Below are 15,420 nucleotides of genomic sequence, written 5' to 3' on the forward strand. Positions count from 1 at the left end.
TCCCGCGTTGGCGGGACACCCAAACCATGATCCTTATTTGTCAGATTGCTGGTGAAAAGAACCAGAATTTTTTAGAACCGTTAAGTGTTGGCGGAATCACTTCATTCGGCTATATTACGTAATTGCACCTGCATCCGCGTCAAGACCGCGCGCCGGTATGCAAGAATTCTCACTTCCCAACGGAGCATCACATGTTATCCCGCGACGATATCATAAAGAAGGCCCATGAGTTGGACTTCGAAGACATAGGTTTCACCAGTGCGGAACCCTTTGAATCGCAAAGGGAAATACTAAAGGAACGCGAGGCCGAGTACGCTTGGACCAAAGCGGGCGGCCTCGATCTCATGGCCGGAACTGATCCCAAGAACGTGCTGCCGGAGGCGCGGACCATCATAGTGCTCATGGAGGTGTACTTTCGCAAGGCGTACCCTCGAAACATGGAGGCTTTTTTCGGCCGGTGTTATCTGGACGACGATCGAATTACCAAGGACGGACTGGCCGTGCGCGTCAAAGCTTTCCGCTCTTTTTTACGCGAGCACGGCATTAACGCCAAAATACCCTTTCACATTCCGCACCGCTTGGCCGCGGCGCGAGCCGGCATGGGCACGTTCGGGAAGAACTGCCTGTTCTATTCCAATGCGGTGGCGCGACAAGGCTCCTGGGTCTTGCCTATCGCTGTGGTGGTGGACGCAGAGTTTGAGCCCGGCCAGCCGACTCTGGAGGTGGGCTGTCCCGACTGGTGCAAGAGTTCGTGCATCGTGTCGTGTCCTACGGGCGCTCTTAAGGGGCCTCGCAAGATCGACCCTCGGCGCTGCATATCTTATCTCACCTACTTCGGCTCAGGCCTCACCCCGCGCGAGTTCAGGGAACCGATGGGATTGTACGTTTACGGCTGCGACCGCTGCCAAAACGTGTGCCCGCGGAATGCCCCGTGGCTTGCCGCGGATCTTGTGGAGAATGAACGAGTCACCAATAAAAGCTCCGCGTTCCAACTGGAAAAGCTGCTTCACATGGACCCGCCTTATTTCGAGCAGCGCATCTGGCCGCATATGTTCTATATGCCTTCGAGCGATATCTGGCGCTGGAAGATGAACGTGGCCCGGTCCATGGGCAATACGCGGGACACGAAGTACGTGCCGGAGCTGGCCCGCGCGTTTGAAGAGAATGATGACGAGAGGGTGCGAGCCATGTGTGCCTGGGCAATAGGCCGGATCGGTGGCCCCGCGGCCCGCAGCGTCCTGGAATCCATCCGGCCGCGAAGCGAGGGCGTGGTAGCAGAGGAAGTCGACTATGCCCTTGAAATGTGCAAGTAGTGCCAATCCATTATCACCCAGGTGACATTCACAGGCAATGAATGGCGGAACGGAGGTCCCCCTGCCCGAGACAGACAGGCAAGATGCCTGTCCCACCAAGAACAAGGGATACTGCATGCCACGCGGTTCAAAGCCGACGGGAATGGGGGACATGTGAAGACAAAGGAACGTTGCAGCTGGACGGGCGATGATCCTATGATGGTTGCCTACCACGACCACGAATGGGGCGTGCCTGTCCACGACGATAGACTCTTATTCGAGTTCCTGGTGTTGGAAGGTGCCCAAGCGGGGTTAAGCTGGGCAACGATCCTCAAGAAACGAGAAAACTATCGAGCCGCGTTTGATAACTTCGATCCGGCCAAAATAGCGGCCTATGATGAAGACAAAATCCTTCTGTTGCTGCAAGACTCAGGTATTATTCGCAATTCCGCCAAAGTGCGTTCCGCTGTGACAAACGCAATTGCGTTTCTGGACATTCAGAAAGAATTCGGCTCTTTTGCCAAGTATATCTGGGGATTGGTTGACGGCAAAACCATCCGGAATAGTCGGAAAAGCATTGGTCAAATTCCGGCCAAAACCCGCGAAGCGGAAGCCATGAGCAAGGACATGAAGAGACGAGGTTTCAAGTTCGTGGGGCCGACGATCTGCTACGCATTCATGCAGACAATCGGGATGGTCAACGATCACACGACCGATTGTTTCCGCTTCCGGGAATTGAGTGGCAATAGGTCCTCGGCAAAAGCTTGACGGTTTCCCCGTGCAGGGGGCTTCTCATCATCAGTTGCGGCTGTGGCCGTACAAGCCGAAATCACAGGATCCGCGCTTTCCACCCTCCGTGGCCTTATCTAGGTGGCGCGGGCAATGCAGGGGCCCCATACAAGGCAGATGGCAGCGAAGAGAGACCCGCGGACCTGGTTGCTTGCGATGCTAAGACCAAAACATGTTTCGCCTGAGGGCTAACGCGATCGACGGCCTGAATATTGCTTGCAGTCGCTGCCTTGCCCCAATCATCCCCTATTATAGAATGTTGTGCTGACCCCATGGTGAGCAGAACCATTACCCCCAACAAAAAGGCGGACGCAAGAAAGGCAATTGTCTTCATTTTCAATTCTCCGTACTCAGCAATTCATTAATGATTATGGATGGTTCTAGCACGGCCCTAAGTCCCTGACGCTTTCGAGTTCTTGAGCAGTTCCACAAAAGCAGATACGCGGTCGCCTGATAACCGCTCCTTGGTCATAGCCCTGGATTTCAGATTTGAATAAAGAATGGGCGGCTGCTCCGATGGCGCCGTCCGTTCTCCCCGCATGGTTTGTCTGCTCGTTGGATGAGCATAAAATGTGCCAACTGGCTTCACGGTATCACGAGAAACCGGTTCCATCTGTGCCCGGCAACGCAGATAGGCCTGATTAAGGCCCAGTCCAACGCGCGTTTTTTTGATTTATGTCGAGTCGGCAGCGTACGTCCTCATGGTATCGCCGGCCATCCACATCCAAAGGACGGTAATTCGGCGAGGGCGCGTCTTAATACCGAACACGCGTAAGGGCTTCCGGCTAACTTGCATGTCATTCCAACAGCTTGAAAATGTCCTAATGTCGGACACGAAAATGCGCGAAACGGCGTAACTGGTGCGATCCACACCTCGGAGCGTTGGCCAGCCGGCATGCCGGCGCATTGTTCGCGGATCAGAGTGCGTTTTGGCCTTGCGACCCCGCTCCTGGTGTGTTCGGGAAAGCTCCCCTGTCTTTGGAAGCGGTAATCGGTCGGCTATACCAGTTGCCACAAGTTTTGATCTTTTGCACAGCCCAAGCTCCAAGAAGGCTGGTAGGGACCGGCGTCTCTGCCGGTCCGAAATAGTTGATTTATATTGGGAAGATGTGCCGGCACGGAGGCCGGCACCTACCAATTTCCCAGAGGCACTTTTCGTAATTGGATGCTGTTTCTGCACTTCCTATGAAAACGCCCCGAAGGCAACCGGCAATCCCGCGTTCAGCGCGGGACGGCGCTACCGGCGTTTTCATGCTTCTTTGTGGCGCTTTGCGCCATGGAAGTTGCTAGAAATGAGGAGATGGTTTTTTCGTGGCAAACTCTAGCACTCGGCGGGCGATCAGAATGATTTACTAAAACGTTTTAAAAAATACCTTCTCAGCATAACCCCTTTCTTCGGTTCTCGGATGTAATAGGCTTATTACTTGGTGCACAAAAAAAATCCTTGACAGGGGCATTGCTACGTTTTAATAAATTGTTTTAGAAATCTTCTTTGTGGCTTTCACTGCACCTTCCTGTTTCAACCAGATCAGACCGCGAGCAAGAGCATGAAAGACGAGGGAGTTACCATCAAGGACGTTGCACGAATCGCCAAGGTTTCGCCGTCCACGGTTTCCCTAGTCTTGAATAACAAGCCCGGCGTCCACCAGGAAACCCGGTACAGGGTTCACAAGATCGCCGAAGCCCTCAACTACAGGCCAAACCTGGTGGCCAGATCTCTTGTGAAGGGCCGGTCTCATGCCATTGCGCTGCTGATCACCAGCACCTTGAACCCCATTTTCCCGGAAATGGCCGCGGGCATGGACGAAGTTCTAAGAAAGCACGGTTATTCCCTCAGCATAATTTCAATCCACGGGGACCAGGGGGTTGAAGCCACTGAGATCCAGAAAATCCGGGCCAGAGGCATCGATGGCATCATAACCTCCGATGCGCTCATTGACAGCGGGACTCTTAAACAATTGGCCAGGTCCGGTTATCCTGTGGTCTCGATCCTGAGGCGCGTTTACGACTGCGCCGAACTCGATTTCGTGGTTGTAGACTGCTTCAGGGGAGCCTATTTGGCGGTGGAGCATCTCATTCGATTGGGGCATACCAGGATAGGGATCATCAAGGGACCCCTCAACACATCTACCGGTATAGAGCGAGCGGAGGGCTCCATAGGGGCCTTTAAGGACTACGGCATTGCTCTTGAAGACGACCTTGTTCACCTGGGCGACTTCTTCAAGGAAAGCGGTTACGTGGGGACCCAACGGTTCCTCGATCTCCCGTCGACGAAGAGGCCGACCGCGATCTTTGCTTGCAACGACGAAATGGCCCTTGGTGCCTTTGAGGCCATATGGGACGCAGGTTTGAAGGTGCCCGAAGATATGGCCCTGGTCGGATTTAATAACGTGGCGACGACCGCCATTCGGTCCATAGAAATTACGACCGTTTCCCAGCAGAAACAGGAGATGGGGCGCCTGGGACTCAAGCGGCTGATCGACAAGATAGAAAAGAACCGTGGTTACACAAAACCGTACCATGTTGTGCTGGAGCCTCGACTGATCGTAAGAAAGAGCTGCGGCTTTTCCGTTTCCTCCAAATACGTGCTCCCGCCGAGCGAGAAGCGTCAGATATAGACATATTCGTGTGTGTAAGGAGACTTATCATGTTTAAAGGCAAAATAATTGATCTCACACAGGAAATCTACCAAGGCATGCCTGTCTATCCCGGGCATCTGAAGACCGTGATCTGGACCCACATGTCTCACGAAGAATGCCAGAGGCTTTTGGGCACAGGCTTTTCCTATGAGACACGTGGGATCATGTTTTGCGATCATGGCCCAACTCATATTGATGCCGTGAGCCATCTTTCCAGGAATCCGGATGCGGAATCGGTGGATCGACTCGCTTTAGAGAAGTGTATCACTTCGGCCATTTGCCTGGATGTCAGCGACATTCCCCAAAAGACCCAGTTTGGGCGGAAAAAGATCGAAGAAGAACTGACTAAATGGCGACTGGATATTCGGAAGGGCGACACAGTTCTGTTCTACACGGCTCAATATGACCGGTACTACGGGAAACCCGAGTATATGACCGACTATCCAGGCCTGGACCGCGAAGGTACCGAATTCATCATCGACCAGGGTTGCGTTAATTTCGGAGTCGATTCAGCAAGCCCGGACATGTGGTACGACAAAACATACCCTTGTCACAGCGTTTGCGCGGAACGGGGAATCACCCACATCGAGAACCTGTGCAATCTGGATAAGGTGGTCGGCAAGCGATTCACGTTCATCGGGCTCCCCTTGAAGATACGGGAAGGCACGGGCTCTCCTATCCGAGCAGTCGCCATCCTTGACGAATAAAAGGTTATTTATCGGTTGATTCCGGGATGCGGATTTAGGGTGCGGTCCTGCGCAACGCGGGATGTCTCTATGAGAAACTGCGAACCTCAACCTGCGGCATTACAGAAATCAAAGGGGCGGATCGGAATGATAAGATACTTGAAAAGGGCAGTTGAAAAGCCGAAAGAGGACCTTACCGAGGTCCGGGAGACCGTACGAGGGATCCTCGAAAAAATCAAGGAAGAGGGCGAAGCGGGGCTTCGATACTACTCTGAGAAGTTCGACAACTGGTCGCCGAAAAGCTTTCGCGTGACGGATGATGAAATCCTGGCAGCCAAAAAGGGCTTGCCCGCAACCGAGATAGAGGACATCGACTTCTGTCAGGCCCAGATCCGCAATTTTGCGAGCGAGCAAATGAAACGCCTGGTCAACTTTGAGGTCGAGACCTTCCCTGGAGTTCACCTGGGTCAGAAAATCATCCCTGTGGCATCGAGCGGCTCCTATGTTCCGGGTGGGCGTTATCCCATGCTCGCGTCCGCCCACATGACCGTGATCACTCCCAAAGTCGCGGGCGTCTCGAGGGTTGTGGCCTGTTCGCCGCCGGTCAAAGGGCAGGGGCTGTGGCCTGCAACTCTTTACTCCATGGTGGCCGCGGGTGCTGACGAGATCTACTGCATGGGCGGTGTCCACGCTTTGGCAGCGATGGCCTACGGCATAGAAGGGCTGGAACCCGTGGACATGGTTGTGGGAGCCGGCAACAAGTACGTGGCCGAGGCAAAACGTCAGATCTTCGGAACAGTGGGAATCGATCTTCTGGCAGGGCCCACCGAGATTCTGATCATTGCCGATGAAACCGCTGATCCCTTTATCCTGGCAGCGGATCTACTCGGACAGGCCGAGCATGATCCCAACGCGAGACAGGCCCTAATTTCCCTTTCCGCAAAGACCGCCGAAGAAACCATGAAGGAAGTTGACCGCCAATTGGTCGATCTCCCCACTAAGGATGTCGCAGCGGTGGCGTGGCGGGACAACGGGGAAGTCATTGTGGTCGATACGGCTGACGAAGCGGTAAGGGTCAGCGACGAATGGGCCCCTGAGCACCTGGAGGTCCAAACCAATGATTGGAAGTATTACCTCGATCATTGCAGGAATTACGGCTCCGTATTCTTGGGCGAAGAGACAACTGTAGCCTATGGCGACAAGACCATAGGAACCAATCATGTCCTGCCCACCATGAAAGCCGCTCGTTACACCGGGGGGCTTTCCGTGGGCAAGTTTGTCAAAACGGTCACGTACCAGTACGCCACCAAGGAGGCATCGTACAAGATCGCCGATGTCTGCGAACGAGCCTGCAACTATGAAAACATGTTAGCCCACGGGATCTCCTGCAAGGTGAGAAAGGAAAAGTATTCAAAGTGAAAAAGCCTGAGATGTCGCTCGATAACAAGGTGGCTCTGATCACCGGCGCTGCCGGTGGGATCGGCAAGGCTATTTCCTTGGCGTTCGGGGCCGCGGGCGCACGGGTCTTTCTCAGCGGCACCAATGAGGAAAAGCTCAAAGATCTGTCGGCTGAATTGCGGGCCGAGGGGGTCGAGGCTGCGTACAAAGCGGTTGATGTCAGAGCGGTCGGAGGTTGCAGGGAACTCGTGGATGCCGCTGTTCAAACCATGGGCTCTCTAGACATTTTGGTCAATTCAGCCGGTATCAACAGGCCTCAGAAATCGGAAGACGTGACCGAGGAGAATTGGGACGCGATCCTGGACATCAATCTAAAGGCCACTTTCTTTCTGTGCCAGGCAGCGGCAAAGGAAATGATGAAAAAAGGCGGCGGAAAGATCGTAAATATTTCGTCGCAAGCCGGTTTGATCGCCCTGCCCCTCCGAGCGGCTTACTGTTCGAGCAAAGGCGGCGTAAACCAATTGACCCGTACGCTGGCCGTAGAATGGGCCAAAGACAATATTCTCGTGAACGCGGTTGCACCAACTTTTGTGGTCACTCCCTTGACCAAGGGGATGTTCGAAAACAAGGCTTTCTTGGACTATGTCCTGGGAAGCATTCCTCTCGGCCGGATGGCTGAGCCTGAAGAGATCGCCTATGCGACACTCTTTCTCGCCTCCGACCTTGCCAACATGATTACAGGCCATATCCTCACTGTGGATGGCGGATGGACCGTCCAGTGAGCGTTACCGTAAACCGGGGAAGGCCCCTTTTGTTAGATCACACACAGGAGGAAAAATCATGAGATCGCGAGGATCGTTTGGGTTTGTCGCGCTGGCGCTGCTGGGGCTCGGTCTGTTGGCTGTAAGCCTCTTTGTGGTCGCTCCGGCTGAGGCACAGGAGAAGGTCATCAAGTACGGCACCATGCACCCGCTTACCGGTGCGTATTCGGTCCTGGGCCGGGACCAGCAACGGGCCACCGAGCTGGCGGTGAATGAATGGAATGCCAAGGGTGGAGTTCTGGGGCACAAAATAGTTTGGGTCAGCCGAGACGACCAACTCAATGGCGCCGTAGCACTTCGAAGAGCCAAAGAGCTTGTTGAAGAGGAAAAGTGCGATTTTATCGGCGGCACCCTTTCAGGCGCTATCTCCCTGGCCATCAACGAGTTTGCCTGCAAAAACAAGGTCCCTTACGTCGCGTACTGCCAGTCGGACATGGTGACCGGACCCGATCAATGCAAGTTTGGCGCTGCTTTTATGGTTATCCCCTCCTCGGCGGCCCTGGCTGTCTCTAAGTACGCGTTTGAGAACCTCGGCAAGAAATGGTTTGCAATCACTGCGGATTATCGGTGGGGACACAGCCTGTTGGAAGGCTGGATGTGGCAAAGTGAGCAGATGGGAGGGAAATTCCTCGGCAACGTGTATGTACCGCTGGGCACCTCGGATTTTTCCACATACTATGCCAAGATTATGGCTGCCAACCCTGATTTCATAGTCATGAACAACCTGGGAGCCGATCAAACAGCCGCGATCAAGCAGGCAAGCGAACTCGGGCTTACCAAGAAGATGAAGATAGTATGCTCCAAGACCGCTATGCACACGATCAAAGAGCTTGGCCCGGTCTATGACGAGAACGTCATGGGAGGAATGACCTTTTTCTGGAAGTTGCAAGACAAGTACGCGACCAGCAAAAAATTCGTCGAGAATTATATGAAGAAATTCGGCGATCCTGTCGAGCAGGACGGTGAATCCGGGTACGTAGCGACAAATGTCCTTTTTATGGCCATGGAAAAAGCCGGTACGGTTACTGACAAGGAAAAGATCATGAAGGCCATGGAAGGGCTCAAGTACGAGCTTACCAAAGGCCCTGAAGAGGTCCGTGCTTGCGATCGCCAGAGGGTCCAGAGCTATCTGCTGGTCAGAGGCAAGGGAGCCAAGGCGAAAGACTGGGATATCGCAGACATCATCGCTGAAATCCCTGGTAAAGACATTATTATGTCTTGCGAGGACAATGCAAAGAAGCTTCCGTTCTCGAATATCAAGCTACCCAAGTAGAACCGTCGCAGGTGGGTAAAGAGGCTGACCGGAGCCTGGACCTTCATCCGAGAGAGGGTATCCTATGTTTGCGGATCTGCCCTGGAACGTTATAGCTCTACAGCTCTTCTTCGGGGTGGCGCTGGGTTGCGTGTATGTTCTGTTGGCCAGCGGTCTGTCGATCATCTATGGCCTTCTGGACGTCGTCAACTTCGCGCACGGCACGTTTGCGATGCTGGGAGCGTATGCCGTCTTCGTGGCGGTTTCCATGTCGGGAAGTTTCTTCATAGGCATTCTGAGTGCGGTTGTTATCGTAGGCCTCATAGGCGCGGTCACCGAGATCTTCCTTCTGAAGCCCTTGTACGGAAAGGACCCTCTCTTACCTCTTTTGCTCACCTTCGGACTATCTGTTGCCATCCCGGACGGGATGAAGATCATCTTCGGGCTCATCGGCAAGCCTGTGAACTATCCCAGCGCCCTGAGCGGGGCAACCCTTCTGGGACCTATGATTTTTCCCAATTACCGGTTGTTCATTGTCCTCTTCACCTTGGTCATCATGATCTCGCTGTGGCTCTTTCTCAAGAAGAGCGATCTAGGCATGATTATTCGAGCTTCCACGCGGGACAGCCTGATGGTGCAAGTATTGGGCGTGAACGTTTCACGAATTTGGACGATCGGTTTTGCCATGGGAATCGGGCTGGCCGCTTTGGCCGGCGCTATATCGGTGCCCATGATGTCAGCGACACCCGACATGGGAGTTGATATGACTATGGTCGCTTTTGTAGTCACCGTGGTCGGAGGCCTGGGAAGTCTGGGAGGGGCTATCGTGGGCGGCCTGTTCATCGGGTTGGTTGTCGCGGTAGCCAGTTTCATCGCGGGCGAGTATGCCAATGTCGCCATGTACTTTTGCATGGCCGTGATCCTTCTGGTTCGCCCCAGGGGACTGTTTGGAGAATTGGGCAGAGAATAGGAGCGGCATTGATGGAACAACCAAGCGAACCGATGATTCCACGAAATACCGAGCCCATACCGAGGCCCACTGTTGTCGTGATAGCTCTGGTGATTCTTGCGTTTCTCCCTTGGGTCACTTCGACACCATTGGCGACTGAAATCCTTATCTGGACCATTTTCGGATTAGGATTCAACCTGTTGCTGGGCTATACGGGTGTGCTCTCATTCGGGCATGCGGCATATTTCGGTCTGGGTGCGTACAGCGCGGGTTTGGCATTCAGATACTGGCACGCGAGCATTTGGACCGGCATCGCTTTGGGTATCCTGGCACCCATGCTTCTGGCCTGCTTTATCGGGGCAATAGCCATCCGAAAACGAGGCGTCTATTTTGCCATGATTTCTCTTGCCTTTGGCCAGATGCTTTATTTTCTTGCACTCTCTCCTTTGAAGGACATCACGCGAGGTGAAGACGGCCTGACGCACATCCCGGTGATGGAGGTCTTTTCCATTTCCCTGAACAAGCCTGCGCCTATGTATTATTTTATCCTGATTGTCACGGCCGTCATGCTTTTCCTGACCTGGCGAATACTTCAGTCGCCTTTTGGCAAGCTGCTTCAAGCTTTTCGTGAGAATGAAGAGCGTGCCAAAGCCTGCGGCTTCAACACTACGCTGGTGAAGTTCTTCTCTCTGGTGCTCTCCGCGTTCTATGCGGGCCTTGCCGGGGCGCTATACACTATCTTTCTCGGTTATGTTCCATTGAGCACACTGTTTTGGCTCACATCCGGAACTATTGTCATGATGACCATTCTGGGAGGCAGAGGAACTCTCTTGGGGCCGTTGGTGGGCGCCGGCGTTTTCCTTTTTCTCCAGAACACCATCAGCGTTCTTACGCCTCGCTGGGAGCTTTTTGTCGGTGCAATCTTTGTCGTCATCATCCTTTTGTTCCCGGCCGGGATAGTTGGCACAATCCAGGAGAAGTTCTCCGCGTACCGGATTGCCAGACAAAAGACCTGAGATTTGCCGAACGTCAACCGTTGAAAGATTGAAGGCTGATTCCATGGTCATACGAACAGAAAAGGTCTCGAAGCACTTCGGTGGCCTTAGGGCGGTGGATGGAGTGGATTTTGTCCTGAAAACAGGGCAGCTCACTTCCATTATAGGTCCCAACGGAGCCGGAAAGACCACGCTTTTCAACCTGATAGCGGGAGTCTATCAACCCACCGCGGGGCAGGTGATTTTCAAAGATAGAGACATTACCGATCTGCCATTGCATCAAGTGTCTCGGCTGGGGATAACAAAGACGTATCAGATCAATCACATCTTTCCCAACCTGACGGTCTTCGAGAATATTCGCATTTCCGCTCAATCGAAGGAAACCTCGTTCAACTTCTGGAAAACGGCCGCCTCGTACAAAAAAGTCAACGAGATGGCGGAAAGAGTTCTTGAACGAGTGCAACTGGCTGAAAAAAGGAATCACCTTGCTTCGACGCTGTCTCATGGCGAAAGAAGGTACCTGGAGATTGGAATAGCCTTGGCGACCGAGCCGGAAGTCTTGCTCCTCGACGAGCCTACCGCGGGCATGAGCTGCGCCGAGACGTTCCTGTGCTCGGACCTGATAAAAGAACTCAATGTCAGTCTGAGACTCTCAATCGTTCTGGTCGAACACGACATGAGCGTTGTGATGAACATTTCCGACGAGGTCGTGGTGCTAAATGAAGGCCGTGTCTTGGCAGTCGGGACCCCGCAAGAGGTCAGCGACAACGAGGACGTCCAAAGTGTCTACCTTGGGGAGAAATAAGCCATGCTTCGTCTCGAAGACGTGAATACCTATTATGGTTACAGTCACATTTTGCAGGGTGTTTCCCTTGAAGTCCGAGAAGGGGAGATCGTGGTCCTCCTCGGTCGAAACGGTGTGGGGAAGACCACCACGATGAAGACCATAATGGGCATTCAGCCTCCCAAGACAGGCAAGGTCCTCTTCTTTGGGGAAGACATAGCGGGCCTGCCGCCGCACAAGATTGCAAAAATGGGCATCTCGTTGATCCCCGAGGATAGACGAATCATCCCCAATCTAACGGTATATGAGAACCTCAAGCTGGGTTCGTTGGTCCGTGGCAAAACAAACGATCGTGATCGGCTCTTTGAGATGGTCTTTGACTATTTCCCCAAGCTCAAGGAGCGGTTGAAGCAAGATGGAGGGAAACTCTCCGGCGGCGAGCAACAAATGCTGACCATCGCCAGAGGATTGATGGCCCAACCGAAACTTATGCTCATTGATGAGCCCAGTGAGGGCTTGGCCCCCAAGATAGTTCACGAGATCATGGAAATTATAAAGAAGCTTCAGAATGACGGAGTCACGATCCTGCTGGTGGAGCAGCACGTGGAAATGGCCATGAGGCTTAGCGAGAACCAAAGGGCCTACATCATGGAAAAGGGCCAAATCCGGATGACCGGCAATTTGGAAGAGCTAAGTTGCTGCATGGACGAAGTGGTTCAATGCTTGGGAGCAAAGATTTGAGTAACCGTTCACCGGGCTTGAGGCGGCTTTGCGCCAGAGAAACTATTACAAATTCGAAAGGGAATCCGGAGGCAAGAGCATGAAAATATGCCCCCGCTTAAACAACCGGGTCATGCGTTGTGGGTGCGGACCTCTGTCGCCGCGCCCGGGCTGCCGTGATTCCCGCCAAGGGGTAGGCGCGGGGGCCTGCCCCTACCCCCACGCACGGCGAATCACTTGTTCAGGGTTCTGCGACATGCAATGCCCGCGCCCATTCTAAGTTGCGCCGCCCATGAACGCATCTGAAGAAAAAACAGTTCTCATCATCGGCACGCTCGATACCAAGGGCGAAGAATGCCTGTATATTAGGGATTTCTTGGGAAAACACGGGATCAAAAGCCTCCTTGTGGATCCGGGGCCCATGGGCAAGCCGATCGCCCGCGGAGACATTCCGAGAGAAGAAGTGGCCGCAAGGGCAGGTTTTAAATTAACGGAACTCGTAGGGACTCGCGACAAAGGGAAGATCATCCAGGCCATGACCAAAGGCCTGACAGCCTGCCTTTCGGATTTGCATCGTGAGGGAAAGATTCACGGTGTCATCGCACTCGGGGGCGGACAAGGCACGGCCATGGGAACCGCGGCCATGCAAGCACTCCCGCTTGGATTTCCAAAGGTCATGGTGTCCACCATCGCGGCCGGGGATATGCGGCCGTTCTTGCAAACGCAAGACATAGCCGTCTTTCCTTCTGTCACTGATGTGTTCGGGCTCAATTACGTTTTTGTGAGAATCCTTGAGAACGCGGTCAGCGCCCTAATCGGCATGGTGAACAACTATCGCCCCATTGAAAAGGGGAATCGGCAAGTCATTGGCGCCACCGCTTTCGGCGTAACCACTCCCGGACTGATGAGGATGAAAAAGATCTTCAATGAAAATGGCTATGAGATGATCCTTTTCCATGCAACGGGAATCGGCGGGACGGCCATGGAGCATATGGCCCAGGCGGGGTATTTCGACGGGATCATGGACTGGACGACGCATGAGATTTTGGACGAGGTCGGCAAGGGGATCTTCGCTTCAGGTAAGGCTCGATTGGATGTCCTGTCCAAAGCCAAAATACCCTGTGTCATGGCTCCCGGCGCCATAGACTACATCTGCAAAGGTCCTTTCGACGGTCTTCCCGCTGCATGGAAAAAAAGAAAACACATCATCCACAATCGAAATATTACCCTTGTGCGCGGCACGGGCCATGAGATGATCAAGGCCGCGAAATTCATGGCCAAGAAGATCAACAAGGCGACTGTGCCTGTGAAAATACTTGTGCCTCTCAGGGGCTTTTCAGAACCGAACGCCGAAGGGAGGCCTTTTTACGATCCGGAAACCGACAGAATGTTCATTCAGACCTTGCGGCAACATTTGAAGGATAAGTCACGGATCATTGAATACGACGCACATATTAATGACGATTCATTTGTTCGCGAAGGAGTCGCGCTTATGATGAAGATGCTGGATCGACAGATGTGAACGCGAGGAACGACGCAATGGATGTGAAGATCATTCCGATAAACACCGGCTACATCAAGTTGGACAAGGGCGCATACATTACACCGGGTCATGGAAACGGAGTAGAAGTAGAGGTCCCCACCTGGGCATTTCTGATCACCGGCGGAACAGAGAAAATACTGGTTGACACGGGAATGAGTGACACGAAAAGGGCTGACTGGCATCACCCGGGGTCATACCAACCCGAAGGGTTTCGCATCGACGAACAGTTGGAAAAGCTGGGAGTGAAGGTTGACGACATAAACGCGGTCCTGTTCACCCATCTCCACTGGGATCACTGCTCTAACATGAAATTGTTCAAGAATGCGGACTATTACGTTCATGCAAAGGAATTGGCTTTTGCCTTGAATCCGCATGTCCTCTATCATAAGTCCTATGAATCGAAACACCTTGGAGTCACCGCGCCTTTTGACGGGGTCGATTTTCGGACCGTGGACGGGGAATACCAATACAATGACTTCATTACTCTTTTTCCTACTCCCGGCCATTGTCCGGGCCATCAGTCGGTGGCTGTAAAGCCCGCCGAAGGAGTTTTTGTGATAGCGGGCGATGCGGTGTTCGCGGATGAGAACCTTCAGCCGGACAAGCATCGAAACCTTCCTTTTACGCCCATGGGGAGGTACGTTAATGTTTTCGAGATGTTTTCCAGCATGGAGAAGATCTTCGAGAAGGCGGATCATATCTTGACCGGGCACGGCACGGGCGTGTCCGAGAAAAGTGTATATCCTTAGGATCTTGTAAGGTCATCGTTGTGCTTTCATTTTCATCAGATCGAAAAGAGTTCATCAGGACATGCCGAAGGGCCCTTCAAATGGGCATGCAAACCTCAAGCGGCGGAAATCTCAGCATGAGGCTTCAGGGAGAGCGTTTCCTTGTCAAGCCGAGCGGTATAGCCCTCTTCGACCTCCAAGAAGAAGACCTCCTGGTGACTGACAGCGCAGGCGGTCCAGTGGAGGGAGCAGGCAAACCCACCAAAGAGGTCAATTCACATTTGAGCATTTACCTGGTTCGGCCGGATGTAGGTGGCATTGTTCACTACCACCCGCCTTTTGCCACTACCTTTGCGGTGTGCAGGCACGAAATCCCCTTGAAAACGGTTCACGCGAAACGCATCCTCGGCAAGATTCCGGTCATCCCACCCCACGCGGAGGGCAGCGAGACGCTGGCAGCATCCATTGCAAAAGCGTTCTCGGACAAATCTGTTCAGGCAGCTCTTCTGTTTGATCACGGGATAATCGCAGCCGGCCCTGTAATCTCCCAGGCCCAGAACCTGGCGGAACTCGTGGAGGAATCGGCTCGAATCGCCTACCTAAGTACTCTGCTCTCAACAGTAAAATAACCTCTCAAGTGCCACTCATAACCAGCCAATAGCCCTTCCACGATTTTGTTCCGGATAGACATCCAAAAACATAATAAACGCGAATTTAGTTTGCCCCTAATACAGCCCTAACCAACGCAGACTATACACACCAATAAAGTTCGTCAGCCAAATCCGGTTTCTACCATTTTGTAATGCTTTGATGGGGAAGCGTCG

General features: G+C 53.3%; 14 protein-coding genes. All 14 read left to right on the forward strand.

What is annotated here, in order from left to right:
- The first annotated feature begins 191 nt into the window (after positions 1-191).
- The 14 genes from HY913_07680 to HY913_07745 all read left to right on the forward strand — a co-directional run bounded on the left by HY913_07680 (position 192) and on the right by HY913_07745 (position 15,225).
- On the forward strand, positions 192-1,313 hold the full coding sequence (locus tag HY913_07680) for an epoxyqueuosine reductase (protein MBI4963139.1): 1,122 nt from the start codon (positions 192-194) through the stop codon (positions 1,311-1,313).
- A 195-nt stretch (positions 1,314-1,508) separates the two neighbouring features.
- Positions 1,509-2,060, forward strand: coding sequence for a DNA-3-methyladenine glycosylase I (locus tag HY913_07685; GenBank protein ID MBI4963140.1), 552 nt, complete (start codon positions 1,509-1,511; stop codon positions 2,058-2,060).
- Between the two features lie 1,568 nt (positions 2,061-3,628).
- Positions 3,629-4,699 carry a LacI family DNA-binding transcriptional regulator gene (locus HY913_07690; GenBank protein MBI4963141.1) on the forward strand — a complete coding sequence of 357 codons (1,071 nt, stop codon included), beginning with the start codon at positions 3,629-3,631 and terminating at the stop codon, positions 4,697-4,699.
- A 29-nt stretch (positions 4,700-4,728) separates the two neighbouring features.
- On the forward strand, positions 4,729-5,427 hold the full coding sequence (locus HY913_07695) for a cyclase family protein (protein ID MBI4963142.1): 699 nt from the start codon (positions 4,729-4,731) through the stop codon (positions 5,425-5,427).
- 126 nt (positions 5,428-5,553) lie between these two features.
- Positions 5,554-6,825, forward strand: a complete 1,272-nt coding sequence (hisD, locus tag HY913_07700) for a histidinol dehydrogenase (protein MBI4963143.1) — start codon at positions 5,554-5,556, stop codon at positions 6,823-6,825.
- Between the two features lie 11 nt (positions 6,826-6,836).
- Positions 6,837-7,586, forward strand: a complete 750-nt coding sequence (locus HY913_07705) for an SDR family oxidoreductase (protein ID MBI4963144.1) — start codon at positions 6,837-6,839, stop codon at positions 7,584-7,586.
- Positions 7,587-7,644: 58 nt separating this feature from the next.
- Positions 7,645-8,898, forward strand: coding sequence for an ABC transporter substrate-binding protein (locus HY913_07710; GenBank protein ID MBI4963145.1), 1,254 nt, complete (start codon positions 7,645-7,647; stop codon positions 8,896-8,898).
- A gap of 64 nt (positions 8,899-8,962) precedes the next feature.
- Positions 8,963-9,847: a branched-chain amino acid ABC transporter permease gene (locus HY913_07715; GenBank protein MBI4963146.1), complete on the forward strand. Its 885-nt coding sequence runs from the start codon at positions 8,963-8,965 to the stop codon at positions 9,845-9,847.
- An 11-nt stretch (positions 9,848-9,858) separates the two neighbouring features.
- Positions 9,859-10,842, forward strand: coding sequence for a branched-chain amino acid ABC transporter permease (locus tag HY913_07720; protein ID MBI4963147.1), 984 nt, complete (start codon positions 9,859-9,861; stop codon positions 10,840-10,842).
- A 43-nt stretch (positions 10,843-10,885) separates the two neighbouring features.
- Positions 10,886-11,626, forward strand: coding sequence for an ABC transporter ATP-binding protein (locus HY913_07725; protein MBI4963148.1), 741 nt, complete (start codon positions 10,886-10,888; stop codon positions 11,624-11,626).
- 3 nt (positions 11,627-11,629) lie between these two features.
- Positions 11,630-12,346, forward strand: coding sequence for an ABC transporter ATP-binding protein (locus HY913_07730; protein MBI4963149.1), 717 nt, complete (start codon positions 11,630-11,632; stop codon positions 12,344-12,346).
- Positions 12,347-12,617: 271 nt separating this feature from the next.
- Positions 12,618-13,847, forward strand: a complete 1,230-nt coding sequence (locus HY913_07735) for a Tm-1-like ATP-binding domain-containing protein (GenBank protein MBI4963150.1) — start codon at positions 12,618-12,620, stop codon at positions 13,845-13,847.
- Positions 13,848-13,864: 17 nt separating this feature from the next.
- Entirely contained in the window at positions 13,865-14,617 is a 753-nt protein-coding gene (locus HY913_07740) for an N-acyl homoserine lactonase family protein (GenBank protein MBI4963151.1), read from the forward strand.
- Positions 14,618-14,697: 80 nt separating this feature from the next.
- Complete coding sequence (locus HY913_07745; GenBank protein MBI4963152.1) at positions 14,698-15,225, forward strand: class II aldolase/adducin family protein; 528 nt, start codon at positions 14,698-14,700, stop codon at positions 15,223-15,225.
- The last annotated feature ends 195 nt before the right edge of the window (positions 15,226-15,420 follow it).

This window comes from Desulfomonile tiedjei, from assembly GCA_016212925.1.
Lineage (GTDB): Bacteria > Desulfobacterota > Desulfomonilia > Desulfomonilales > Desulfomonilaceae > JACRDF01.